This is a genomic window from Pseudolysinimonas kribbensis (assembly GCF_030161895.1).
Classification (GTDB): domain Bacteria; phylum Actinomycetota; class Actinomycetes; order Actinomycetales; family Microbacteriaceae; genus Pseudolysinimonas; species Pseudolysinimonas kribbensis.
The window spans coordinates 1,599,069-1,621,071 of sequence record NZ_BSVB01000001.1 but is presented as its reverse complement, the minus strand read 5'-3'; the positions used below and the strand labels follow the sequence as shown (position 1 = coordinate 1,621,071).

Below are 22,003 nucleotides of genomic sequence, written 5' to 3'. Positions count from 1 at the left end.
ACCATGACGATGACGTCCCCGGCCTCCACGCGCCACGAGCGCATCGCGACCCGGCGCACCGTGCTCATGTGCCGCCCCGAGTTCTACACGGTGAGCTACCGGATCAACCCGTGGATGCATCCCGAGGACCCGACCGACACGAGCCTCGCGCTCACCCAGTGGCAGACGCTCCACGACCTGTACGCGTCGCTCGGCTACCGGATCGAGCTCATCGATCCGCTGCCCGGCCTGCCCGACATGGTCTACGCGGCCAACGGCGGCTTCACGCTCGACGGCATGGCCTACGGCGCCCGGTTCCAGTACCCGGAGCGCGGGCCGGAGGGGCCGGCGTACATGGACTGGTTCCGCGAGCACGGCTTCGAGGTCGCGGAGCCCGTGTCGGTCAACGAGGGGAGGGCGACTTCCTGCTCGTCGGCGACGCGATCCTGGCGGGCACCGGCTTCCGCTCCGACGCCGGCAGCCACGACGAGCTGCGGCGCATCTTCGGCCGCGAGGTCGTGACGTTGAGGCTCGTGAACCCGTCGTTCTACCACCTCGACACCGCGCTCTCGGTGCTGGACCCCGACCCCGAGCACCCCGGCATCGCCTATCTGCCGTCCGCGTTCGATCGCGCATCGCTCGAGATCCTCGAGGAGCGCTACCCCGACTCGGTGCTGGTCGGCGACGACGATGCCGCGGTGCTCGGACTCAACTCGTTCAGCGACGGCCGCAACGTCGTCATCGCGTCCCGGGCGGCGGGGTTCGAGGCGTCGCTGCGCGAGCGCGGTTACGTGCCGCACGGCATCGACCTCAGCGAGCTGCTGCTCGGCGGCGGCGGGGTGAAGTGCTGCACGCTCGAGTTGCGCTGGTGAGGGTGCGCTGGTGAGGCGGCGCGGCTGACGCCGTGCTGGTGGGCCGCACCCGGCGCCCGCTAGCGTCGATCGCGTGAGCGCCGGCCTCCCCTGGGACTTCGAGCCCCTCCGCACGGACCGCCTGCGACTGCGCACCATGACGCCGGCCGACCTGGATGACGTGCTCGACTACCAGGGCAGGGACGACGTGAGTGAGTTCCTGCTGCACCCCGCGCGCACCCGCGAGCAGGTCGCCGAGGCGATCACGCTGTGCACGGCGCATACCCGGCTCGAGCAGGACGGCGACTGGATCGAGCCGGCGGTCGAGCTCGACGGTCGCGTCGTGGGGCACATGTACCTGCACCTGCACAGTGTCGAGAACCTCGGCGCGGAGATCGGATGGACGCTGCATCCGGATGCGCAGGGGCGCGGCTACGCACGGGAGGCGGCGACGGCCCTGCTCGATCTCGCCTTCGGCCGGCTCGGGATGCACCGCGTGCGCGCCGAGCTCGATCCCCGCAACGACGCGTCCATCGCGCTCTGCCGACGTCTCGGCATGCGCGAGGAGGCGCGCTTCGTGCGCGACCTGCGCGAGCCGCGCGCACCCGGAGGCTGGGCCGACACGGGCGTGTGGGCGATCCTCGACGACGAGTGGGCAGCGCGTCGGGCCGACGAGAAGGGGCTCGGGAGCGCCCGTAGGCTGCCGGCATGACCGCCCCCGCCATCCCCGCCGCATCGTCGGCCCGGGCTCCGTTCGGGATCCTGTCGATCGTGCTCGCCGGCATCGTGCTGCTCGCTGGCCGGCCGGATCGTCGCCGTCGCGCTGCCGACCCTGGCGCAGACGGCGCACCTGTCACCCGCCTCGATCGCGGGCGCGCTCAACGCGATGGACGTCGTCGGACTCGTGCTGGCCCTCGCCGCGGCCGCGATCGGCATCATCGGGGTCACGCGGCCGGGATCGCCGCACGGCCTCGCCGCGGCCGGCATGGCGGTCGGCATCACCTCGGCCGCGACCACCGTGCTCGTCTTCGCGCTCGATTCGAGCGTCGCGAATGCGCTGGTGCCGCGATGAGCGAGGTGGCCGCGCTGGCGGCACCGCGACCGGCATCCAACACCCTGGGCGTCGTGGCGCTCGTCCTGGCGATCGTGGCCGCGGTCGCCGGCGTGGCCGCCGCTCCGATCCAGCTCCTGATGCAGGTGCGGGGCGGCACGCCGTTCGCCGCCGTCGTCATCGGGGTGGCCGTGCCCATCGGGCTGCTGTCGATCGCGGCGCTCGTCATCGGCGTCGTCGCCGCGCTGCGCCCGGGCGTCTCGAAGGCGTCGCCGGGCGCGGCGATCGGGATCGCCGTGTTCCTGCTCGCCGGCCAGCTGACCGGTCTGATCGCGACGATCGTGGCCGTGGCGCTCTGAGCTCTAGGCTCACCGCATGATCCGGCGCGGGCCCGTGCACATCCGGATGCGGGCGCGCGACACGACCGAGGCGTTCCGGGCATCCAGCCCCTCGAGGCCCTCTACGACCTCGTCTTCGTCGTCGCGGTCGGCTCGCTCGTCGCCGTGCTCGCTCCGTCGATCGAGCACGGCACGGTGGCGCCGCGGATCATCCCGTTCCTGCTCGTGTTCTTCGCGATCTGGTGGGCCTGGATCAATTTCACCTGGTTCGCCTCGGCGTACGACACCGACGACGTCGTGTACCGCCTGCTCGCGGTGCTGCAGATGGCCGGCGTGCTCGTGCTCGCGGCCGGCGTGCCGAACGCGTTCGCGCACGACGACTTCGCGGTCGTCACACTCGGCTACGTCATCATGCGCCTGGGTCAGATCGCGCTCTGGGTGCGGGCGGCGATCGAGCATCCCGAGGGGCGGCCGGTCGCCCTCCGCTACGGCGGCGGCGTTCTCGTGGTGCAGATCCTGTGGTGCGCTCGGCTGCTGCTGCCGGACGTCGGGTGGCTGTTCCTGCCGACGTTCCTCGTGCTCGTCGTGCTCGAGTTCGCGACGCCGCTGTGGGCGGAGCGGGGGCGCGGGCTGGCGTGGCATCCGCACCACATCGCCGAGCGGTACGCACTGTTCGTGCTGATCCTGCTCGGCGAGACCGTGCTCGCCGCGGTCAACGGATTGCATGCGGCGCTCGCCGCCCACGGCGTCACCGCGCCGCTCGTCACGATCGCGATCGCCGGATTCGTGCTGCTCGTCGCGCTCTGGTGGGCCTACTTCCTGCAGCCCGCCGGGGAGGGGCTCGCGCGTCGGCGGCAGCGTTCGTTCGTCTGGGGCTACGGCCACTACCTGCTGTTCGCCGCGCTCGCGGCGGTGGGTGCGGCGCTCGATGCCGCCGTGCAGGTGGGGGCGCGGCCCGCCCCGGGCGAGCAGCTCGTGGTCGGCCTGTCGCTCGCCGTGCCGGCGGGAGCCGCCCTCCTGCTGATCTGGGCGCTGCACGCGCCGCTGCTGGATCGCCCGGGGTTCCCGGCGGCGGTCGCGATCCCGGCCGCCGTGCTCGTGCTCGGGGGCGGCGCGCTGGCCCCCGTGCTCGGGATCGCCGGCTCGGTCGTCGCGATCGCCCTGGTGGCCGCCGCGTCGGTCGCCACCGCGATCGCGGCCGGAACCCGCGCGGCACCGGCGCCCGTTGACTAGCCTGGGCGCGTGGCGACCCAGGAATCCCGCGCGCTGACCCCGGAGCTGCTCGACGGCATCCGGTCGCGCGCCGCCGGCTACGACCGCGACAACGCGTTCTTCACCGAGGATCTCGATGCGCTCCGGGAGGCCGGCTATCTCGCGCCGCGCCCGCTGCTGGAGACCGCGCGCGACCAGCGGCTGCTCGCCGCGTACGCTCCGGCGACCGCGCTCGGCATCAACATGCACCTGGTCTGGACCGGGGTCGCGCGGGTGCTGCACGAGCGCGGCGACGGCTCCCTGGACTGGGTGCTGCGGGATGCCGAGGCCGGCGAGCTGTTCGCGTTCGGCAACAGCGAGCCGGGCAACGACCTCGTGCTGTGGGACTCGCGCACCCGCGTCGACGCGGTCGAGGGCGGCTTCGCGTTCACGGGCACCAAGATCTTCACCTCGCTCGCCCCGGCGTGGACCCGCCTCGGCGTGTTCGGGCGGCAGGAGGACGGCCCGGACGGGCCGCGGCTCGTGCACGGGTTCCTGACCCGCGACGCGGCGGGGTCCGACGCCCCCGGCGTCACGACGCTCGACGACTGGGACACCCTCGGCATGCGCGCGACGCAGTCGAACACGACGCGGCTCGAGGGGGCGTTCGTCCCCGACGAGCGGATCTCGCGGTTCCTGCCGATCGGACCGAACGCCGACCCGTTCGTGTTCGCGATCTTCGCGAACTTCCTCCTGCTGATCGGATCGGTCTACGCCGGGATCGCCGACCGGGCGCTCGTGCTCGGCGTCGAGGCGACGAGGCGGCGCACCTCGATGCGCACCGGGCTCTCCTACGCGCAGGACCCCGACCTGCGCTGGCGGGTCGCGGATGCCGCGCTCGCCCTCGACGCGCTCGCCCCCGACCTCGAGACCCTCGCCGCCGACGTCGACGGCCTCGTGAACCACGGCGGGGACTGGTTCCGCAAGCTCACCGGCGCCAAGCACCGCGCGACCGAGACGGCGCGCTACGTCGTCGACCAGGCGATGCGGCTCGCGGGCGGCGGCGGGTACGGCGCCGGCAGCGAGCTCGCCCGCCTGCAGCGCGACGTGCTCGCGGGCATCTACCACCCCTCCGACACGGAGTCGGTGCACTCCACCGTCGCGACGAACCTCCTCGGCGCGCTGGAGCTATGAGCGGAGGCCATTTCTGGCCTCCGCCGCGACGCCAGCGCCGACGGCCGTCTCGGCCGTCGGTCGATCAGATCTAGCGCGGCGTCAGGTGGAAGATCGGGAACGCCCGGTCGGTCTTCTCCTCGTACGACGCGAACCCGGGTGACGCGGCCAGGAACCGCTTCCACAGCTCGGAGCGCTCGGGCTCCGCCACCTCGGTCGCATGCACGGCGTGCTTCTCGATCCCGGCGTCGGGCAGGGCGACCTCGACGTCGATATCCGGGTGCGCCCGCAGGTTGTGCGCCCAGGCCGGATCCACCGGCTGGCCCGCGAAGGTGGCGGCCACGATCCAGCCGTCGCCCTCCGGCAGCCCCATCACCGGGTTCTCCCGCGGCGCGCCCGACCTCGCCCCGATCGTGTGCAGTACGACGAGCCGGCGGCCGAACCGCTCGACGAACCCGCCGTTGTCGTGGAACTGCTGCAGCACGGTGTCGTTCCAGTTGCTCATGTGACCCATCCTCCGCGCTCGAGCCAGTCGGCGCAGAGCCGCGGCCACGCGTTCGCTCCGGGCACATCCGCGCCGAACCCGATGCCGTGCACCCCGTCGGGGAACACGTGCAGTTCATGCGGCACCCCGGCCGCCGCGAGGGCCGAGCCGAGCAGGTACGAATGCTCGACCGGCACCGCCCGATCGGCGACGGTGTGCCACACGAAGAACGGCGGCGCCTGCGGCGTGACGAGCCGGTCGAGCGAGGTCGCGGCGCGCTCGGAGTCCGTCGGGGCGTCCCCCAGCAGGTTCTGGCGCGACCCCGCGTGGGTGGCCAGCTGCATCGACACGACCGGGTAGCACAGGATCGCGGCGTCGACGCGCTCGTCGGGCGCCGCCGTGGGGGCGAGGGCCGCCATCCCGGCCGCATGTCCGCCCGCCGAGAACCCGAGCAGCGCCACTCGCGTCGCGCCGGCTGCTCGTGCCCGGCGCACCTCGGCGCGCACCGCGTTCAGCGGACCCGGGTGCCGGGTCGCGACCGGGTAGCGGAACACGCTCGCCGCGACGCCCAGGCCCTCCAACCACTCGGCGACCGGCTCGGCCTCGTGCGGCGCGTGCGTGCCGTAGCCCCCGCCCGGCAGCACGATGACGAGGTCGCCGGCGCTCATCCGGCGGCCTGCGTCGCCTCGACGAGCAGCTCGAGCTGCTCGAGATCGGTGGGGTCGAGCAGCTGCAGGTAGACGCGTCCGGCGCCGAGCCCGGCCAGGTCGGCGATACGGTCGGCGACCTGCGCGGGCGTGCCGTGCAGGCCGTGCGTGCGCTGCCGGGCCGGGTCGAGCCCGATCGCGCGGGCCCGCGCATCCGCGTCGGCGGGGGTCGCGCCGATCGTGGCCGTGAGGGCGACCGACAGGCCGAGCGTCTCCGGGTCGCGGTCGGCCGCCTCGCACGCGGCGACGACGCGGGCGAAGCGCTCGGCGATCACGGCATCCGGCTCCCATCCGGTGTTGTACTCGGTCGCGAACCGGGCGGTCAGCGCCGGGGTGCGGGTGGCGCCGCCCCCGCCGATGATGAGCGGGATCGCGTCCTGCACGGGGCGCTGCACCCCGAGGGCGCGGTCGAGGCGGAGGTGCTCGCCCTCGAACGAGAACGTCTCGCCGGGCGCGGTCGCCCACAGCCCGGTCATGACCTCGAGCGCCTCCGTGAGCAGGCCGAAGCGCTTGCCGGGGAACGGGATGCCGTAGGCCGCGTGCTCCGGAGCGTTCCAGCCCGCGCCGAACCCGAGCTCCACGCGCCCGCCCGACATGGCATCCACGTTCGCCACCTGCACCGCGAGCGCGCCCGGATGCCGGAAGGTCACCGGCGTCACGAGCGTGCCGAGCCGCACGCGCTCCGTCGCGACCGCGAGGCCGGCCAGCGTCGTCCAGGCGTCGGAGATCGCGGGGGCGCCGCGCAGCGCGCGATCGGGGGCGATGTAGTGGTCGGAGCGGAAGAAGCCGTCGAAACCGAGGCGCTCCGTCTCCCGCGCGATCGTGGCGAGCTGCTCCCAGGTCAGCCCCTCCTGCGGCTCGACGAAGATGCAGAATTCCACGGGTCCATCCTCGCCTGCCCCGCGACCTAGGCTGACCACATGGCGCGGCCCCTGGTGTTCATCGGCGACAGCATCACCGACGCGGGGCGCCGCGAGGATCCCGAGGGTCTCGGCCACGGCTGGGTGCGGATGGTCGCGACCGAGCTCGCCCAGCGCGGCGACGAGCGGCCGATCGTCAACACCGGGATCGGCGGCAACCGGGTGCGCGACCTGCGGGCGCGCTGGAAGGCGGACGCGCTCGACCACGATCCCGAGATCCTGACCGTGTACGTCGGCATCAACGACACCTGGCGCCGCTACGACAGCGGCGACCCCACGACGGCCGAGGCGTTCGAGGACGACTACCGCACCATCCTGAAGCGCGCGCACGAGACGATCGCGCCGCGGGTCATCCTGGTCGAGCCGTTCGTCGCGCCGGTCACGTCGGCCCAGAAGCACTGGGCCGAGGAGGACCTGGATGCCAAGCGCGCCGTGGTCCGCCGGCTGGCCGACGAGTTCGGCGCCGGCTTCGTGCCGCTCGCCCAGGTGATGGCGGATGCCGCCCGGCAGTACGGCGAGGAGGCGCTCGCCGCCGACGGCGTGCACCCCACCGAGCTCGGCGCGACGCTCATCGCGGGCGCGTGGCTCGGGGCGGAGTCGCAGGCGTCGTCCTAGCGCGGGATGGCGACGCGTGCCGGTGTGCGACCGGGCGGCGGCGACCACCACAGCGCCGCCGCCCGGAGGTCGGGGTGCAGCGGTCAGGGCGCGGCGACCGGCACCAGGCGCTGCAGCTGGGTCACCATCGCGGGCGTCAGCTCGTCGAGCGAGGCGGCGCCCAGCAGCTTCATCGTGCGTCGCAGCTGGTCGGCGAGGATCGCGATCGTGCGGTCGACGCCGGCGCGGCCGCCGGCCATGAGGCCGTAGAGGTAGGCGCGGCCGATCATCGTGAAGTCGGCGCCGAGCGCGATCGCCGCGACGATGTCGGCGCCCGACATGATGCCGGTGTCGACGCCGATCTCGACGTCGTCGCCGACCTCGCGCACGACGTGCGGCAGCAGCCGGAACGGGATCGGCGCCCGGTCGAGCTGGCGGCCGCCGTGGTTCGACAGGATGATCGCGTCGACCCCGAGGTCGGCGAGCTTCTTCGCGTCCTCGAGCGACTGCACGCCCTTGATCGCGATCTTGCCCGACCACATGCCCCGGATGACGTCGAGGTCGGCGAACGAGATCGACGGGTCCATGGCGGCGTCGAGCAGCTCGCCCACCGTGCCGCCGGTGGAGGAGAGCGACGCGAACTCGAGCTTGGGGGTCGTCAGGAAGTCGACCCACCACCATGGGCGCGGGATCGCGTTGACGATCGTGCCGAGCGTGAGCTGAGGCGGGATCGAGAACCCGTTGCGCTTGTCGCGCAGCCGCGCGCCGGCGACCGGGGTGTCGACGGTGAACTGCAGGGTGTCGAAGCCGGCCTTCGCCGCGCGCTCGACGAGGCCGTACGAGATCTCGCGCTGGCGCATGACGTAGAGCTGGAACCAGTTGCGGCCGCCGGGGTTGGCGGCCTTGACGTTCTCGATCGACGTCGTGCCGAGCGTCGACAGCGTGAACGGGATGCCGGCCGCCCCCGCCGCTGCGGCCCCCGCGGTCTCTCCTCGGTCTGCATGAGGCGCGTGAAGCCGGTCGGCGCGATCGCGAACGGGAGAGCGGAGGGGCCCCCGAGGATCGTGCGGGTCGTGTCGACGTCGTCCGACATCCCGCGCAGGATGCCGGGCGTGAACTCGATGTCCTGGAAGGCCTGGCGCGCACGGGTGAGCGAGATCTCGTCGTCGGCGGAGCCGTCGGTGTAGTCGAACGCGGCCCTCGGTGTGCGCCGCTTCGCGATCAGGCGGAGGTCGTCGATCGTGAGCGCGGCGCTGAGCCGGCGCTCCTTCGCGCTCCAGACCGGCTTCTTGAACTTCATGAGCTCGAAGACCTGGGCGGGCTTCGGGAACTGGCGCTGGACCATGGATCAGTCCTCCGGTCGGTGGGTGGTGTCGAAGTGGGCGAGGAGCGCGTCCCGGGCGCTCATCACGTGCTCGCGGGCGAGGCGTTCCGCGCGTTCGCCGTCGCCGGCGATGACCGCGGCGAGCACGTACTCGTGCTGCTCGGCGATCGTCATCGCCGACATCAGGCCGTGCGCCTGCACCTGCCCGATGCCGAGCTCGATCTCGCCCATGAGCTGGTCGTGCACGCGGGCGAGCCGCGGGGAACGCTGGCCGGCGACCAGCGCGCGGTGGAAGGCGATGTCCTGGGCCGCGAACGCGCCGCCGTCCTTCGCGGCCGCCCGGATGCCGCGGTGCGCCGCGAGGGCGTCCGCCGGAACGGCGCCCTGCTCGGCCAGCCAGCGCATGGCGGCGCCCTCCACGACCGCGCGCGTCGCGTACAGGTCGACGATGTCGTCGCGTGAGAGCTCGGGCACCCGCGCGGCGTGATGCACCTCGCGGCGCAGCATCCCCTCGGCCACGAGCTTCTCGATCGCGATCCTCGCGGTCGAGCGGGCGACGCCGAATCGCAGCGCGACGGCCGCCTCGGTCACGGTCTCGCCGGGGGCGAGGCGCGTCTCGACGACGTCGGCGCGCAGGGCGTCGGCGATCGTGCCGGGCAGCACGCTGGCGGGAGCGGACATTGCTCGACAAGGTAGCAGATTGTCGAACAATGTCGCGCGGCGCCGAGGCCTCGATACGCGCCGACGGCGCTACCCGACCGGCGGGTGGGGCACGGTGAGTTCCTCCAGCGCGGCGAGTGTCATCGCGAAGCTCGGATCGGCGGGGTCGATGACGACGTCGTGGTCGCCCGCGACGGCGTCGAGCCGCGCGTCCTGACCGGCCGCGGTCGCCTCGGCGACGTACGCGTGCGCCTGCGAAATCGGCACCACGTCGTCGGTGTCGCCGTGCACGATCCGCACCCGGGCGTCCGGCACGATGCGCGCGGCCGGGTCCGCCGCGGCGTAGCGCTCCGGATGCTCGGCCGATGTGCCGCCGAGGAACCCCACGACCGCCCCGGTGCCGATGCCCTCGCGCTCGCCGAGCGCCAGGTCGAGCACCCCCGCGAGACTGATCGCGGCGCGCACCGGTACGCGCGGCTCGTCGCGGGTGGTCGCCCAGACGGCGAGATGGCCCCCGCGCTGTGGCCGACCGTGACGGGTGCGTCGGCGGCGATGCCGTGCGACGCGTGCAGCTCGGCGAGGTGGTCGATCGCGGCCGCCACGTCGTCGAGGGTGGCGGGCCAGCCGCCGCCGGCGCCGAGGGCGCGGTACTCGGGCTCCCAGACATCCCAGCCGCGCTCGGCGAACGCCGCGCCGAGCGGCACGGGGCCGTCCATGTATTCGGGCCGGAACCGCCAGAATCCGCCGTGGATCAGCACCACGGTGCCCCGGGAGGGGCCGGTCGCGCGATGGAGGAGCCCGTAGTTCAGCTCGAGGGGTCCGTAGGCGATGCGCTCTGGGTCGGTCACGCTCGCCAGGCTAGTGAGACGACCGCGGGCGATAGGTCGTCACGGGGAAGGCGCGCACGACGAGCGCGCGCAGCGCCTCCAGATCACCGGACGCGAAGCCGAGCGCGCGCGCCTGCACGAGCACGTTGCCGATCGCCGTCGCCTCGACCGGTCCCGCGAGCACCGGGAGCCCGGTCGCGTCGGCGGTGAGCTGGCAGAGCAGTGCGTTCTGCGATCCGCCGCCGACGATGTGCACGACGCCCACGTCACGGCCGCTCAGCCGGGCGGCGCTGCGCACCGCGCCGGCGTAGGCGTTCGCGAGGCTCTGCAGGATCGAGCGCACGAGCTCGGCGCGGGATGCCGGCACCGGCCGGTCGTGCGCCGTGAGCCACGCGGCGATCCGGGCCGGCATGTCTCCCGGCGCGAGGAAGGCCTCGTCGTCGGCGTCGAAGACCGGCACGTCCGCGGTCACCGCGCCGGCCTGCTCGAGCAGGGCCGCGAGCGAGACCGTCTCCCCCGACCGCTCCCAGTCGCGGATGCACTCGGTCAGCAGCCACAGGCCCATGACGTTGTGCAGGTAGCGCACTCGCCCGTCGACGCCGCCCTCGTTGGTGAAGCCGGCCTCCCGCGACGCGTCGCTCAGCACCGGGCGCTCCAGCTCGACGCCGACGAGCGACCAGGTGCCGCTCGAGATGTAGGCGAAGTCGGGTCCGGTCGCCGGGATCGCGACCACGGCCGAGGCGGTGTCGTGCGATCCGACGGCGCTCACCCGCGCACGCGTCGCGCCCACCCCGCGCACCGCGGTCGGCGCGAGCCCGCCGAGGTCGGTCCCCGCGTCGACGAGCGGGCGGAAGATCTCCGGTCGCAGCGCCAGCCGCTCGATGAGGTCGGCGTCCCACGCGCCGCTCTCGACGCCGACGAGCCCGGTCGTCGAGGCGTTGGTGCGCTCGGCGACGCTGCTCCCGGTGAGCCAGTAGCCGAGCAGGTCGGGCAGCAGCAGGAACGCGTCGGCGAGGTCGAGCACGCCGGCGGTCCGGTCGGCGGTGAGCTGGAAGAGCGAGTTGAAGGGCAGGTGCTGCAGGCCGTTGCGCCGATAGAGCTCGTCGGCGCCGATCGTCCCGTGCACGATGTCGACGGCGGCGGCGTTGCGCTCGTCGCGGTAGGCGTAGGGATCGCCGAGCAGCCGCCCTCCGCGCAGCAGGCCGTAGTCGACGGCCCAGGAGTCGATGCCGATGCTCGCGAGCTGCGGCTCCTGGCGCGTGGCCGCCGCGAGCCCCTCGACGACGTCGCGGTAGAGCTCGAGCACGCTCCAGTGCAGGCCGTCGAGCGTGCGCACGGGCTGGTTCGCGAACCGGGCGACGTCGGTCAGCCGCAGCTCCCCGCCGCCGACGTGGCCGAGCACCACCCGGCCGCTCGTCGCGCCGAGGTCGACCGCGGCGACGCTGCCGGAGAGGCGGGCGGGGGTCATCGAGCACCGCTTCTCGGCTCGTAGCGGCGCAGCGACGTGGACCGCGCGACCGTCGCGCGCAGCGTGTCGAGACCGCCGGTGACGAGTCCCGCCGTGCGGGCCTGCGACATGACGTTGCCGAGCGCGGTCGCCTCGACGGGTCCCGCGACGACGGGGAGTCCGCTGCGGTCGGCCGTCAACCGGCAGAGCAGGGCGTTCTGCGAGCCGCCACCGACCACGTGGATCACCTTCACATCCTTGCCCGACAGGTCGGCCGCCGTGCGCACCGCCACCGCGAACGCCTCGGCGAGGCTCTGGTTGATCGCCCGCACGAACTCCGCGGGGTTCTGCGGCACCGGTTGCCCGGCCTCGCGGCAGCACTGCGCGATCCGGGCGGGCATGTCGCCCGGCGGAAGCAAGCGCGGGTCGTTCGCATCGAACAGCGATCCCGTGCCGAGCGCCTCGGCGGCCTCGAGGAGCGCGGTCAGGTCGATGTCGCGGCCGTCGCGCTCCCAGGTGCGGATGCTCTCGGACTGCAGCCAGAGGCCGGTGATGTTCTGCAGGAACCGGATGCGGCCGTCGAGGCCCGCCTCGTTCGTGAAGTTGGCGACACGAGCCGCGTCGTCGAGCACCGGGCCGTCGAGCTCGACCCCCACGAGGGCCCACGTGCCGCACGAGATGTAGGCGTAGTCGTCGTCGAGGGCGGGAACGCCGACGACCGCGGAGGCCGTGTCGTGCGAGCCCACCGTGACGACGGGCACCGAGGCCCCGACCTCGACCTCGACGGGCCGGAGCAGGGTCCCGACCTCCGTGCCAGGGTCGACGATCGGAGGCAGCAGGCCGGCGGAGAGCCCGAGGCGGTCGGCCAGGCTCGCCGACCAGGTGCGCGCGCGCACGTCGAGCAGCCCGGTGGTCGATGCGTTGGTCCGCTCGGCGATCACCTCGCCGGTGAGCCAGTACCCGATCAGATCGGGGATGAGGAGGGCCGTGTCACCGGGCTGGAGGCGACCGGCGAGACGGTCGGCGGTGAACTGGTAGATCGAGTTGATCGGCATGAACTGGAGCCCGCTGATCGCGTACAGCTCCTCGGGCGCGATCAGCTCGTGCGTCGCCCGCACGCCGCCGGCGGTGCGCTCGTCGCGGTAGGAGTACGGGTTGCCGAGCAGGGCCCCGTCGCGCAGGATGCCGTAGTCGAGCCCCCACGAATCGATGCCGATGCTGCGCAGCCCGGGCTCGGCGGCGACCGCCCGGCGAAGCCCCTGCAGGATCGGCCGGTACAGCTCGAGCAGGTTCCAGTGCAGTCCGGAGCCCGAGCCCTCCCACACGCGCACCGGCGTGTTCGCGAAGCGCTCCAGGATGTCCAGCCGCACGATGCCGTCGTCGATCCGCCCCAGCACCACGCGCCCGCTGCTCGCGCCGAGGTCGATGGCGGCGACGGCCCCTCCGGTCACGGGGCGCTCAGCGAAGGAAGGCGGCGGCGACGCCGGAGTCGACCGGGATGTGCAGCCCGGTGGTGCGGCTCAGCTCGGGACCGGTCAGCACGTACACGGCGTCGGCCACGTTCTCCGGCACGACCTCGCGCTTGAGGATGGTGCGGTTGGCGTAGAACTGCCCCAGGTCCTCCTCCTTGACCCCGTAGGTCTTCGCGCGGTTGGCTCCCCAGCCGGACGCGAAGATCCCCGAGCCGCGCACGACGCCGTCGGGGTTGATCCCGTTGACCCGGATGCCGTGGCCGCCGAGCTCCGCGGCCAGCAGGCGCACCTGGTGCGACTGGTCGGCCTTGGTCGCCGAGTACGCCAGGTTGTCGGGTCCGGCGAAGACGGAGTTCTTCGACGAGATGTAGACGATGTCGCCGCCCATCCCCTGCTCGATGAGCGGGGTCGCCGCGGCCTGCGACACCAGGAACGATCCCTTCGACATGACGTCGTGGAGCAGGTCCCACTCCGCCTCGCTCGTCTGCAGGAGGGAGCGGGCGATGGACAGCCCCGCGTTGTTCACGACCAGGTCCAGCCCCCGAAGGCCAGCAGCGCCGCGTCGACGGCCGCCTTCACGGCCGCCGCGTCCGAGACGTCGACGGCGACACCGACGGCCACGTCGGTCGAGCCGAGCTCCGCGGCGGCGGCGCTCGCCTTCGCGGCGTCGAGGTCCGCCACGACGACGCACGCGCCCTCCGCGGCGAGGCGGGTGGCGATGGCCTTGCCGATGCCGGATGCGGCGCCGGTGACCAGCGCGATCCTGCCCTGATGCGAGCGCGGCTTCGGCATCCGCTGCAGCTTCGCCTCCTCGAGCGCCCAGTACTCGATCCGGAACTTCTCCTCATCCGAGATCGGCGTGTAGGTCGAGAGCGCCTCGGCGCCGCGCATCACGTTGATCGCGTTGAGGTAGAACTCGCCGGCCACCCGAGCGGTCTGCTTGGTGGCGCCGTAGCTGAACATCCCGACGCCGGGCACGAGCACGATCGCCGGGTCGGCGCCGCGCATCGCGGGGCTGTCGGGTGCGGCGTACGCCTCGTAGTAGGAGGTGTAGTCGGCCCGGTACGCGTCGTGCAGCTCCGTGAGCCGCGCGATCGACTGGTCGACGGGGGCACCGGCCGGGAGGTCGAGCAGCATCGGCTTGATCTTGGTGCGGAGGAAGTGGTCGGGGCAGCTGGTGCCCGCCTCGGCCAGCTGCGCCGCCTTGGCGCCGGCGAGGAACTCGAGGACGCGCGGGTCGTCGGTGAAGTGACCGACCATCGGCCGGTCCTGGGATGCGATGCCGCGGATCGTGGCGGCGAGGGCGGCGGCCTTGGCGCGGCGCTCCGGCTCCGGCAGCGGGGCGTTGTCGGGGACGGCGTCGCCGAAGGGGTTCGCCGAGCCGTGCGCGTCGATGTACGCCTGCGCGGTGTCGATGATCCAGCGGCTGTTCGCCTCGCACTGCTCGGAGCTGTCGCCCCACGCGGTGATGCCGTGGCCGCCGAGGATGCAGCCCACGGCATCCGGGTTCTGCTCCTTGATGGCGGCGATGTCGAGCCCGAGCTGGAAGCCGGGGCGGCGCCAGGGCACCCAGACGACCCGGCCGCCGTAGATCGTCGCCGTGAGCTCCTCGCCGTCGGCGGAGGTCGCGATCGCGATGCCGGCGTCCGGATGCAGATGGTCGACGTGCGCGGCGTCGACGAGGGCGTGCATCGCGGTGTCGATCGAGGGCGTGGCGCCGCCCTTGCCGTGGAGGCAGTAGTCGAAGGCGGCCACCATCTCGTCCTCGCGGTCGACGCCCGGGTAGACGTCGCGCAGTCCGCGGAAGCGGTCCAGGCGCAGCACCGACAGCCCGGCGGGGGTCAGCGTGCCGAGGTCGCCGCCGGACCCCTTGACCCACAGCAGCTCGACGGGCTCGCCCGTGACGGGGTCGATCTCGGTCCCCTTGGCCGACGTGTTGCCGCCCGCGTAGTTGGTGATCCGGGGGTCGCTGCCGAGCCGGTTGCTGCGTGCGACCAGCTCGGCCGCCGTGGGGTTGGTCATGGTGCTGGTGCTCCTGCATCCGTGGAGGGTCTGACCGCGATGATAGGGCGGAATGTGCGCAGGTGTGAAATGTAACAAGACTTCACACGAAAAGTCACACGGCGCCCGGCCCGGGTCAGCGCAGCTCGACCAGGTCGCGGAACTCCTCGAGCCGCTGGTCGTCCGGGGCGAGCTCGGTGATGAGCACGGCCACCTTGGAGAGCTCGAGACCGGCGGCGATGGACTCCTGGCGCAGCTTCGAGGAGTCCATGCAGAGCACGACCTCCTTCGAGACCTGCGCGAACGCCTGCTTCATCTGCGCCTCGGCGAGCGAGACCTCGGTGGTGCCGAACGAGGCGTCGACGGCGCTCGCCGAGGCGAAGAACCGCACGTAGCGCAGCGACTGCGCCGCCTGCACCGCGAGCGGGCCGACGAAGGTGTCGGTCGCCTCCTCGGTCTCGCCGCCGACGAGGATCGGTGTCACTCCCACGGTGCCCTTGAGCATCGCGTAGGTCGGATGCGAGTTCGTGGTGACCATGAGCCCCGACCGCGGTCCCAGCCTGCTCGCCATCGTGCCGACGGTGGTGGAGGCGTCGAGGGCGATCGAGCCGAATCGCGGCACGAGCCCCATCGCCTTCTCGGCGATGACCTCCTTCGCGCGGGACCGGACGGCCCGTCGCTCCTCGAACGGCCGCGGGCCGATGACGGAGATCGCGCCGCCGCGCACCCGCCTCAGGAGGCCCTCGCTCTCGAGGTCGTCGAGGTCGCGGCGGATGGTCATCGCCGAGACGCCGAGCGTGTCGGCGGCCTCGGTCAGCCGGATGACGTTCTCGCGTTCCAGCGAGGCGAGCAGCAGCTTGCGGCGGGCCTCCGACTCCGTGCTGCCGGTGGTGGCCATGGTTGCCCCTTCGCGTGTGAGTCTGATGTTAACTTCACCTCCAATTGTAACAGGAGAGGGCCCCGATGCCTGATTCTGGCGGGGAACGAACGTGTGTCGATCCGGAATATTGACGCAGCCGGGACGCGGTGTTACTGTCCCCGGACGTGGTTCATTGAACCCAATCGATCGGCAGCGTCGCCACGACGGCGACGCCTGAACCAGGAAGAGCGTCATCGATGAGCTCAGAGGCCTACGACAACGTCGTGACATCCGCCAGTGCCTACGACCGCGCACTGGAGGCCGGCGACGGCATCGTCCGTCTCGCTCCGGCCTGGGTGCCGCGCGCGTTCTGCACGCCGGGCAAGCGCATCCGCCTGCACCCCGACGACTACTTCCCGCTGGGTCAGGGGCGCGGCGGCATCGACGAGCGCTGGCTCGCCTCCGCGATCCGCGCCGACAACGGACCGCTGACCGGTGCTCATGAGGGGCTCAGCCTCGTCGTCGACCCCGACGGCGGCCTGCTCCCGTTCGACGAGTTCGTCGCGCACCACCGCGCCGACGTGATCGGCTCCCGGCTCTGGGACGCCTTCGGCGCCTGGACGATGTACTCGAAGTTCTTCGACAACCTGATGCCGCTGCCGCTGCACGTGCACCACACGGACGAGATGGCGGCGCAGCTCGGCAAGGTCGGCAAGCCCGAGGCGTATTACTACTCGCCGCATATGAACGACAACCTCGGCACTCAGCCGATCTCGTTCCTCGGCCTGCAGCCGGGCGTCACGCGCGAGCAGTTCATCGAGCGCCTGCGCCGCTTCGCCGACGGCGGCGACAACCGGATCACCGACCTCTCGCTCGGATACCGCACGCAACTTGGCACGGGGTGGGACATCCCGGCCGGCGTGCTGCACGCGCCCGCGAGCATCTGCACCTACGAGCCGCAGGCCGCGAACGACCTGTTCGCGATGTGCGAATCGTGGAGCAACAACCAGGAGGTGCCGGAGGCACTGCTCTGGAAGGACGTTCCCGAGGATCACCACGGCGACTACGAGTTCGTGACCGACCTGCTCGACTGGGACAAGAACGTCGACGTGGATTTCGTGCCCAACCGCTTCATGCGGCCGTACGCCACCGCGACCTCGGAGGCCGACGGCGGCAGCGCGTACGTGGAGAACTGGATCGTCTTCCGCTCGAACTCGTTCAGCGCGAAGGAGCTCACGGTGCGCCCCGGCCAGACCGTGACCGTCACCGACCAGGACGCGTACGGCGCCCTCCTCGTGCAGGGCTCCGGCACCTTCGGCGTGCACGACGCGCAGGCCGCCACCCTGATCCGCTACGGCCAGCTCAGCCAGGACGAGTTCTTCGTCTCGGAGGCGGCAGCGCGCGCCGGCGTGACGATCAGCAATCGCAGCGCGACCGACGACATCGTCATCCTCAAGCACTTCGGTCCCGGCAACCGGGAGCTTGGTCCCGTTGGCTGACATCTTCGGTGCCCCGGTCGAGTCGGCCCTCCTCCGGGTCGGTTCGCTCGATCAGGTCGCCCGCGTCGATCGATTCGTGGAGGATGACGGTCCGGCGCGCGGCGCCCGCCGCCTCCGGGTCGTCAACGGCGGCGGCCTCGAGTTCGACGTGCACCCGGACCGGGCGCTCGACATCGGGGCGGCCACGATCAACGGCCTGCCGCTCGCATGGCTCTCCGCGTCGGGCATCACCCGCCCCGACGCCTACGAGCCGGAGGGCCGCGGCTGGTTGCGCACCTTCGGCGGCGGACTCGTCACGACCTGCGGGCTGGACAGCTTCGGCCCGCCCGCCGACGACGAGGACGGCGTCGCCGGGATGCACGGCCGCATCGGCCACGTGCCCGCCCGCGTCACGGAGGTCGTCGCCACCCGCGAGCTGATCACGGTCGCCGGCGAGGTGCGCCAGACCGGCGTCTTCCAGGAGAACCTGCTGCTGCGACGCCGGATCACCTCCCGCGTGGGCTCCACCTCGTTCCGGATCGACGACACCGTGACCAATGAGGGCGAGCGCTCCCATCCGCACATGGTCCTGTACCACGTGAACCTCGGGTGGCCGCTGCTCGACGCCGGGACCGTCGTCGACATCCCCGCCCGATCGGTCGCCCCGCGCGACCCCGACGCCGCCGCGGGGTTCGATCGCCGGGCCGAGATCGGCGAGCCGGTGGTCGGCACCCGCGAGCAGGTGTACGTCCACGTCGCCGGCGACGACCGCGTCGCCCGCGTGACGAACGAGGCCCGCGGGCTGACGTTGACGCTGCGGTATTCGGAGGCCCTCCCGGCGATCTTCCAGTGGAAGCTCACCGCGACCAAGCACTACGTGCTCGGCCTGGAGCCCGCCAACACCGCGCAGATCCAGGGCCGGGCGGCCGCTCGGGCCGCCGGCGAGCTGCCGCGGCTCGAGCCCGGCGAGAGCAGGTCGTACGCGATCGAGATCGAGGTGGAAGCCGCATGACCGACACACCGCTGCTTCAACTGCACGGCGTCACCAAGTCGTTCGGCGCGGTGGCCGCGCTGGCCGGCGCGGACCTGACGCTGCGGGCGGGCTCCATCCACGCCCTCATCGGCGAGAACGGCGCCGGCAAGTCGACGCTGGTCAAGATCATCGGCGGCCTGTACCGCCGCGACGCCGGCGAGTTCCTGCTCGACGGCGAGAGCGTCGACTTCCACAACACCCGCGAGGCGAAGGATGCCGGCATCGCGGTCATCTATCAGGAGCCGACGCTCTTCCCCGACCTGACGGTCGCCGAGAACCTGTTCGTCGGGCGCCAGCCGTACACGCGCTTCGGCACCCTCGACCGGGCCCGGATGCGGCGCGAGACCCGCGAGCTGACCCAGCGACTCGGCGTGCCGATCGACCCGGACCGCGACGCGCGCGGACTCTCGATCGCCGACCAGCAGGTCGTCGAGATCGCCAAGTCGATCTCGGTCGGCGCGAGGGTCATCATCATGGACGAGCCGACCGCCGCGTTGTCCGGCGTCGAGGTCGAGCGCCTGATGGGCATCGCCCGTCAGCTGCGCGACGAGGGCCGCGGCATCATCTTCATCTCGCACCGCTTCGACGAGGTGTTCGCCCTGTGCGACGTCGTGACGGTCATGCGCGATGGCAGCTACGTGGCGACCAACGAGACGTCGACCACCACGGAGGACGAGATCATCCGGCAGATGGTCGGCCGCAGCGTCGACAACCTCTTCCCGAAGCAGGAGGCGCAGATCGGCGACCCGGTGCTCGAGGTGGAGCACCTCACGAGCGCCGGCGTGTTCGACGACGTCAGCTTCACGGTGCGCTCCGGCGAGATCGTGTGCCTGGCGGGGCTCGTCGGCGCCGGCCGCAGCGAGATCGCCCGCGCCGTCTTCGGCGTCGACCCGTACGACTCCGGATCGGTGCGGATCGCCGGCAGGGCGGTGCCGGGCAGGAACCCGGCGGTCGCGATGCGGCTGGGCATCGGCTTCGTGCCCGAGGACCGGCGCAAGCAGGGCCTGGCCATGACCGCCGGCGTGCAGAGCAACATCACGCTCGCCATCCGCGACAAGCTCGCGCGGCTCGGCTTCATCACCTCCGCGCGCGAGGAGCCGAGCGCCCGAACCTGGGCCGCACGCCTGCAGGTGAAGACCTTCGCACTCGACGCCGAGGCGCAGATGCTCTCCGGCGGCAATCAGCAGAAGGTCGTGCTCGGCAAATGGCTGGCCACCCAGCCGAAGCTGCTGATCGTCGACGAGCCGACGCGCGGCATCGACGTGGGCACCAAGGCGGAGGTGCACCGCCTCCTCTCGGAGCTGGCGGGCACCGGCGTCGCGGTGCTGATGATCTCGTCCGAGCTGCCGGAGGTGCTGGGCATGGCGGATCGCGTGCTCGTCGTGCGCGAGGGCCGGATCACCGCGGAGCTGACCCGGGAGGCGGCGACGCCGGAGAAGGTCATGTTCGCCGCCACGCACGCAGCGGAGGCCGCAGCATGAGCGTCGCGCACACCCTCCCGCCGGTCGGCGGCCAGCGGTCGTTCCTCGGCAAGCTGGTCCGTGCCCGCGAGCTCGGCCTGGTCGTCCTCATCGTCGCGCTCGTGGCGCTGACCAGCATCTCGCAGCCGGGCTTCCTCTTCAGCGACGGCGGCTGGCGCGAGCTCCTGCGCCAGCCGACCATCCTGATCCTCATCAGCCTGGGTGAGGCGATCGTCATCATCACCCGGAACATCGACCTGTCGGTCGGGTCGGTGCTGTGCCTGTCGACCTACACGGCGGGCACCCTCTTCGCCAACGTGCCCGGCATCCCGATCGTGCTGGTGATCCTCATCGGGATCGCGCTCGGGGCGGTGCTCGGACTCGTCAACGGCCTGCTGGTCGCCTTCCTGCGGGTGCCGTCCCTGGTGATCACGCTGGGCACGCTGTACGCCTACCGCGGCATCGCGATCCTGTGGATCGGGCCGCACTTCATCCGCTCCAGCTGGCTTCCCGCGCAGTACCGCTCGTTCGGCACGCTGCAGTTCTTCGGCATCCCGGTGCTGCTGCTCGTCGTGCTCGTGGTCGTGCTGCTGATCGGATGGTTCATGACCAGCCGGCGGTCGGGGCGCGACCTGTACGCGCTCGGCTCCAACCCGGAGGCCGCCACCCTGTTCGGTCTCGGGGAGCGCCGGCTGACCCTGGCGGCGTTCGTCACGAGCGGCGCCCTGGCCGGCCTCGGCGGGCTCGTCTATCTCGCGATCTTCGCCACCGGCGACGCGCAGGTGGGCACCGGGTATGAGCTGCAGGCCGTCGCCGCCGCCGTCGTGGGCGGCGTCGCGATCGTCGGCGGCTCGGGCACCATCTGGGGCGTCGCGCTGGGCGGCTTCTTCCTCGCGACCATCAGCAACGCGCTCCCCGTGCTCGGTGTGCCGAGCCTCTGGCAGCAGGCCATCGTCGGCATCCTCATCGTCGGCGCGATCCTGCTCGACCGCATCCTGTTCATCACCCGAACCCGCCGGGCCAAGAGAAGGGGAGTGCGGCATGAGCGACACCACCGCCGCCACCGCGACGGCCGCCGTGGACTCGGCCGCCGTCGAGAAGGCCGCCGCCTCGTACCGGACGCACGGCCGGCCGCTCTGGCGCCGCCTCCTGCTGCGCACCGAGGCGGCCATCATCGCCGCCATCGTGCTGCTGCTGATCGTCGCGACCACGACCGTGCCGTACTTCGCGCAGCCGTACACGTACCTGACGATGATCCTGAACTCGGCGCCGATCCTGCTCATGCTCCTGCCGGTGACGCTGATCATCATCACCGGCGACATCGACCTGTCGGTGGGCAGCATCCTCGGGTTCTCGAGCGCGATCTTCGGCCTGATGTTCCAGGCGGGCGTGCCCTGCCCCTCGCCGGCATCGTCTCCGTCGTCGCCGGGGGACTCGTCGGGGCGCTGAACGGCGTCCTCGTCACCTTCGTCGGGCTGCCGAGCCTCGCCGTCACGATCGGCACGCTGGCGCTGTTCCGCGGCATCGCCGTCGGCCTGCTGGGCACCACGGCGATCACGAAGTTCCCGATCGACGTCACCTCGTTCGTCGGCTCGCCGCTGTTCACCGGGGCGCCGATCCCGATCATCACCGTCGCGGTCGTGGTGCTCGCCATCGCCTTCGCGGTGCTCCTGCACTTCACTCCGTTCGGGCGCGGCGTCTTCGCGATCGGGCTGAGCCCCGAGACCGCCGCCTTCTCGGGCGTGCGGGTCAACCGCACCCGACTGACCCTGTTCATCCTGAGCGGGCTCGTCGCGTCGGCGACGGGCGTGTACTACACGCTGCAGTACAGCAACGCGATCGGCACCAACGGTCTCGGCCTCGAGCTGCAGGTGGTCACGGCCATCGTGCTCGGCGGCGTCTCGATCTGGGGCGGCCGCGGCACCCTGCTCGGAGCGATCGCCGGCGGCGTGCTCATCGCGGCGCTGAACAAAACGCTGCAGCTCGCCGGCGTCGGCTCCGACACCATCAGCGTCGTCACCGGCGCCGCCCTCATCTTCTCCGTCGTCGTCGCCAGTGTCGCGGGGTTCATCTCGCGACGGCGCCGGGCGAAGGCCTCCGTCATCACGGCAGGCGCATGACCGCACCATCTCGACCCCGACTGCACCAAGTGAC

18 protein-coding genes and 3 pseudogenes are annotated in these 22,003 nt (G+C 72.3%); 11 read left to right on the top strand and 10 right to left on the bottom strand.

Features of this window, described 5'->3' with window-relative positions; all coding sequences use genetic code 11:
• The first annotated feature begins 3 nt into the window (after positions 1–3).
• The 6 genes and pseudogenes from ddaH to QQK35_RS09060 all read left to right on the top strand — a co-directional run bounded on the left by ddaH (position 4) and on the right by QQK35_RS09060 (position 4,604).
• Positions 4–851 (top strand): annotated as a pseudogene (gene ddaH, locus QQK35_RS09085) (dimethylargininase).
• Positions 852–924: 73 nt separating this feature from the next.
• On the top strand, positions 925–1,542 hold the full coding sequence (locus tag QQK35_RS09080) for a GNAT family N-acetyltransferase (RefSeq protein ID WP_284253889.1): 618 nt from the start codon (positions 925–927) through the stop codon (positions 1,540–1,542).
• 174 nt (positions 1,543–1,716) lie between these two features.
• Positions 1,717–1,902, top strand: a complete 186-nt coding sequence (locus QQK35_RS09075) for a hypothetical protein (protein ID WP_284253888.1) — start codon at positions 1,717–1,719, stop codon at positions 1,900–1,902.
• Entirely contained in the window at positions 1,899–2,240 is a 342-nt protein-coding gene (locus tag QQK35_RS09070) for a hypothetical protein (protein ID WP_284253887.1), read from the top strand. The genes QQK35_RS09075 and QQK35_RS09070 overlap by 4 nt, the downstream gene beginning before the upstream one ends.
• Positions 2,241–2,384: 144 nt before the next feature.
• Entirely contained in the window at positions 2,385–3,452 is a 1,068-nt protein-coding gene (locus QQK35_RS09065) for a low temperature requirement protein A (RefSeq protein ID WP_431311803.1), read from the top strand.
• Between the two features lie 9 nt (positions 3,453–3,461).
• A complete protein-coding gene (locus tag QQK35_RS09060) occupies positions 3,462–4,604 on the top strand; it encodes an acyl-CoA dehydrogenase family protein (RefSeq protein WP_284253886.1) in 1,143 nt (380 codons plus the stop codon).
• Between the two features lie 70 nt (positions 4,605–4,674).
• Here QQK35_RS09060 and QQK35_RS09055 read toward each other — a convergent pair whose 3' ends face one another.
• The 3 genes from QQK35_RS09055 to QQK35_RS09045 are packed head-to-tail and all read right to left on the bottom strand — an operon-like array spanning position 4,675 to position 6,655.
• A complete protein-coding gene (locus QQK35_RS09055) occupies positions 4,675–5,088 on the bottom strand; it encodes a nitroreductase/quinone reductase family protein (protein ID WP_284253884.1) in 414 nt (137 codons plus the stop codon).
• Entirely contained in the window at positions 5,085–5,735 is a 651-nt protein-coding gene (locus QQK35_RS09050) for an alpha/beta hydrolase (protein ID WP_284253883.1), read from the bottom strand. Before QQK35_RS09050 ends, QQK35_RS09055 begins: the two co-directional genes overlap by 4 nt.
• Positions 5,732–6,655, bottom strand: a complete 924-nt coding sequence (locus tag QQK35_RS09045) for a TIGR03560 family F420-dependent LLM class oxidoreductase (protein WP_284253882.1) — start codon at positions 6,653–6,655, stop codon at positions 5,732–5,734. The genes QQK35_RS09050 and QQK35_RS09045 overlap by 4 nt, the downstream gene beginning before the upstream one ends.
• Positions 6,656–6,694: 39 nt before the next feature.
• On the opposite strand from QQK35_RS09045, the gene QQK35_RS09040 reads away from it, so the two are divergent.
• On the top strand, positions 6,695–7,309 hold the full coding sequence (locus QQK35_RS09040; RefSeq protein ID WP_284253881.1) for an SGNH/GDSL hydrolase family protein: 615 nt from the start codon (positions 6,695–6,697) through the stop codon (positions 7,307–7,309).
• An 83-nt stretch (positions 7,310–7,392) separates the two neighbouring features.
• Here QQK35_RS09040 and QQK35_RS09035 read toward each other — a convergent pair.
• From QQK35_RS09035 to QQK35_RS09005, 7 genes and pseudogenes are all read right to left on the bottom strand, one after another.
• Positions 7,393–8,633 (bottom strand): annotated as a pseudogene (locus QQK35_RS09035) (alpha-hydroxy acid oxidase).
• A gap of 3 nt (positions 8,634–8,636) precedes the next feature.
• On the bottom strand, positions 8,637–9,293 hold the full coding sequence (locus QQK35_RS09030; RefSeq protein ID WP_284253880.1) for a GntR family transcriptional regulator: 657 nt from the start codon (positions 9,291–9,293) through the stop codon (positions 8,637–8,639).
• 119 nt (positions 9,294–9,412) lie between these two features.
• Positions 9,413–10,030, bottom strand: a complete 618-nt coding sequence (locus tag QQK35_RS20405) for an alpha/beta hydrolase (RefSeq protein WP_431311841.1) — start codon at positions 10,028–10,030, stop codon at positions 9,413–9,415.
• Between the two features lie 100 nt (positions 10,031–10,130).
• Positions 10,131–11,567: a rhamnulokinase gene (locus QQK35_RS09020; RefSeq protein WP_284253878.1), complete on the bottom strand. Its 1,437-nt coding sequence runs from the start codon at positions 11,565–11,567 to the stop codon at positions 10,131–10,133.
• Positions 11,564–12,997 carry a rhamnulokinase gene (locus QQK35_RS09015; protein ID WP_284253877.1) on the bottom strand — a complete coding sequence of 478 codons (1,434 nt, stop codon included), beginning with the start codon at positions 12,995–12,997 and terminating at the stop codon, positions 11,564–11,566. Before QQK35_RS09015 ends, QQK35_RS09020 begins: the two co-directional genes overlap by 4 nt.
• Positions 12,998–13,004: 7 nt before the next feature.
• Positions 13,005–15,040: pseudogene (locus QQK35_RS09010) on the bottom strand (bifunctional aldolase/short-chain dehydrogenase).
• 115 nt (positions 15,041–15,155) lie between these two features.
• A complete protein-coding gene (locus QQK35_RS09005) occupies positions 15,156–15,917 on the bottom strand; it encodes a DeoR/GlpR family DNA-binding transcription regulator (RefSeq protein ID WP_284253876.1) in 762 nt (253 codons plus the stop codon).
• A gap of 218 nt (positions 15,918–16,135) precedes the next feature.
• Between QQK35_RS09005 and QQK35_RS09000 the strand changes: the two genes are divergently transcribed.
• Genes QQK35_RS09000 through QQK35_RS19760 form a run of 4 tightly spaced genes read left to right on the top strand, consistent with a single transcriptional unit; the run spans position 16,136 to position 21,969 of the window.
• On the top strand, positions 16,136–17,377 hold the full coding sequence (locus QQK35_RS09000; protein WP_284253875.1) for a cupin domain-containing protein: 1,242 nt from the start codon (positions 16,136–16,138) through the stop codon (positions 17,375–17,377).
• Positions 17,370–18,368 carry an aldose 1-epimerase family protein gene (locus QQK35_RS08995; RefSeq protein WP_284253874.1) on the top strand — a complete coding sequence of 333 codons (999 nt, stop codon included), beginning with the start codon at positions 17,370–17,372 and terminating at the stop codon, positions 18,366–18,368. The genes QQK35_RS09000 and QQK35_RS08995 overlap by 8 nt, the downstream gene beginning before the upstream one ends.
• Positions 18,365–19,870 carry a sugar ABC transporter ATP-binding protein gene (locus tag QQK35_RS08990; protein WP_284253873.1) on the top strand — a complete coding sequence of 502 codons (1,506 nt, stop codon included), beginning with the start codon at positions 18,365–18,367 and terminating at the stop codon, positions 19,868–19,870. Before QQK35_RS08995 ends, QQK35_RS08990 begins: the two co-directional genes overlap by 4 nt.
• Positions 19,867–21,969 carry an ABC transporter permease gene (locus QQK35_RS19760; protein ID WP_348534917.1) on the top strand — a complete coding sequence of 701 codons (2,103 nt, stop codon included), beginning with the start codon at positions 19,867–19,869 and terminating at the stop codon, positions 21,967–21,969. The genes QQK35_RS08990 and QQK35_RS19760 overlap by 4 nt, the downstream gene beginning before the upstream one ends.
• Positions 21,970–22,003 lie beyond the last annotated feature (34 nt).

What these genes read in the sequence shown, in the direction of transcription:
- QQK35_RS09075 (WP_284253888.1), top strand. Translation starts at nt 1,717, where the DNA reads ATGGACGTCGTCGGACTCGTGCTGGCCCTCGCCGCGGCCGCGATCGGC.
- QQK35_RS09070 (WP_284253887.1), top strand. Translation starts at nt 1,899, where the DNA reads ATGAGCGAGGTGGCCGCGCTGGCGGCACCGCGACCGGCATCCAACACC.
- QQK35_RS09055 (WP_284253884.1), bottom strand. Translation starts at nt 5,088, where the DNA reads ATGAGCAACTGGAACGACACCGTGCTGCAGCAGTTCCACGACAACGGC.
- QQK35_RS09050 (WP_284253883.1), bottom strand. Translation starts at nt 5,735, where the DNA reads ATGAGCGCCGGCGACCTCGTCATCGTGCTGCCGGGCGGGGGCTACGGC.
- QQK35_RS09040 (WP_284253881.1), top strand. Translation starts at nt 6,695, where the DNA reads ATGGCGCGGCCCCTGGTGTTCATCGGCGACAGCATCACCGACGCGGGG.
- QQK35_RS09030 (WP_284253880.1), bottom strand. Translation starts at nt 9,293, where the DNA reads ATGTCCGCTCCCGCCAGCGTGCTGCCCGGCACGATCGCCGACGCCCTG.
- QQK35_RS09020 (WP_284253878.1), bottom strand. Translation starts at nt 11,567, where the DNA reads ATGACCCCCGCCCGCCTCTCCGGCAGCGTCGCCGCGGTCGACCTCGGC.
- QQK35_RS09005 (WP_284253876.1), bottom strand. Translation starts at nt 15,917, where the DNA reads ATGGCCACCACCGGCAGCACGGAGTCGGAGGCCCGCCGCAAGCTGCTG.
- QQK35_RS09000 (WP_284253875.1), top strand. Translation starts at nt 16,136, where the DNA reads ATGAGCTCAGAGGCCTACGACAACGTCGTGACATCCGCCAGTGCCTAC.
- QQK35_RS08990 (WP_284253873.1), top strand. Translation starts at nt 18,365, where the DNA reads ATGACCGACACACCGCTGCTTCAACTGCACGGCGTCACCAAGTCGTTC.
- QQK35_RS19760 (WP_348534917.1), top strand. Translation starts at nt 19,867, where the DNA reads ATGAGCGTCGCGCACACCCTCCCGCCGGTCGGCGGCCAGCGGTCGTTC.